The organism is Bacteroidota bacterium (assembly GCA_018816945.1).
Classification (GTDB): domain Bacteria; phylum Bacteroidota; class Bacteroidia; order Bacteroidales.
The window spans coordinates 1-2178 of sequence record JAHIVC010000092.1 but is presented as its reverse complement, the minus strand read 5'-3'; the positions used below and the strand labels follow the sequence as shown (position 1 = coordinate 2178).

Below are 2178 nucleotides of genomic sequence, written 5' to 3'. Positions count from 1 at the left end.
TGCCGTCTTGTTCCCTGATATCAGTCAGGTCAAAATGAGTTAGTAAATCTTCCGGGAAGAAATGCTTTAAAATATCTTGTGCTTCCATGTAGCTAAATTAATTGTATTTCATTTTCCCCACCTGTTTTATCGGGTGAACCGCTATGTACCTATCGCCCGATTTATAGTTTTAATTGAAATTTTTTAGGATAAAGTTCTTTGACGTATTGCAGGTTCTTGGGCTCAGCAGATATAACAGGTGGGGAGTCGTTCCGGCAAATCGGTGAATTGAAGTTTGAGCATGACTGGTATAAAAAAAAATTACGCTGATGCCGTTAGAACAAAGACGAAGCATAATCGACCAAAAAGATCAAATGACTATTCCGCTGATTCAGCGCCACCATTCCGGCGCAAACGGCGCCAGCTGAACAAGGAGGATTTGCAATACCATATCTGGATAAACCGGTTCAATGTGTGCCACTCAAACCGGAGCAAGATGTGCCACTCAAACCGGCCTTAATGTGCCACTTGTGGCGGTTCCAAAAGTGCCAGAAAATGAAGTTAAGGCATGAAATGTAAACAAACCTAGATTCTACTGTATAATCTATTGGTAACAGGCGCTATATTTTCTTGCCGAGATAGTGCGGGTTTCAGCGTTTCTGCATCTAATAAACTTTTCCCGACAAATCGGGACAGGCTGTGTAACTTGACAGGCAGTGCTTCGAAATCGGCAATAAAAACTTATTGCCAACAGTAAACCAGCAATTTGCTAATTTAGCAGGGTAATGATGAAAAAATTGAAAGCTTCAGGAGTTTTTTGGAAGGGCTGCCGTTAGCGCCAATGCAACTAAAACAGCCTTATGCATAGAATTATGAATTTTTTATACATCTCGATTATTAAATGTAAAGAATTTGGCATTTTCTTTACAAAATAGTTTATCTTTGTATAGAATTTTTAAAATACTTTACAAATGGAAACTTGGGGATTGACAGAACTACCTCTAAGCATTGATTTAGAGACTAAGAGAGTTTTAAAAGCTTTACCTGCTGCACATGCTGCATTAGCTGAGCTTAAGGGAATTGCATCTACTATCCCCAATCAAAACATCTTGATAAATACACTTGGATTACAAGAAGCAAAAGATAGTTCTGCGATTGAGAATATAATTACAACACACGATGATTTATATAAATCTGAATTAAATCTTGACGCTTTTAAGTCACTTCAGGCCAAAGAAGTGCAGAACTATATTTCCGCACTAAAAAGGGGATTTGAATTAATTACTAAGACCGGATTGTTAACCAATAAAAGCATTTTGCAAATTCAAGAAGTCCTTGAGGATAATAAAGCTGGATTTAGGAAATTACCTGGAACTGCATTGAAAAATGCTGCAACTGGAGAAACAATTTATACTCCGCCTCAAGATTATGAGGAGATAATGAAATTAATGGCAAATCTAGAACGATACATAAATGATTCTGAAATTCAAGATTGTGACCCATTGATAAAAATGGCGATTATTCATTTTCAGTTTGAGAGTATTCATCCATTTTATGATGGAAATGGAAGGACTGGCAGGATAATAAATATTCTCTATTTGATTCTGGAAAAATTACAGACTTTGCCGATTTTATATTTAAGCAATTATATTATCAAGCACAAACCGGATTACTACCGCTTTTTACAAAAAGTCCGTGACGAAAACTTATGGGAGGACTGGATAATTTTCATGATTAAAGGAGTTGAAGAGACTGCAATAGAAACGATTGACTTGATTTTCAAGATTAAGGAATTAATGCTTGATTATAAACATCGACTACGTGACAATTATAAATTTTATAGTCAAGATTTGCTTAATAACTTATTCAAACACCCATACACAAAGATTGAGTTTGTTGTAAACGACATTGGTGTATCAAGATTAACCGCTGCAAATTACTTAAACAGATTAGCGGATGATAAAATGCTGAGAAAAGACAAATTGGGAACTGGTAATTATTATATTAACGAAGAATTATTTGACTTATTAACAAAGAGATAACAAAGCACAGGCGGTAATAAATAGGACTCTGAGCGGTCGGCACTGCCTGTCCCGATTCATCGGGAACCCAGCGATGAGTCGGTGTTGAACTACACCCGCCGGGTTCAGGGCTATGTACATATCGCCCGATTTATAGTTTTAATTGAAATTTTTTAGG

General features: G+C 36.5%; 1 protein-coding gene. It reads left to right on the top strand.

Annotation, left to right across the window (positions count from 1 at the left end; all coding sequences use genetic code 11):
* Positions 1-950 precede the first annotated feature (950 nt).
* A complete protein-coding gene (locus KKG99_13625) occupies positions 951-2021 on the top strand; it encodes a Fic family protein (protein ID MBU1014033.1) in 1071 nt (356 codons plus the stop codon).
* Positions 2022-2178: the final 157 nt, after the last annotated feature.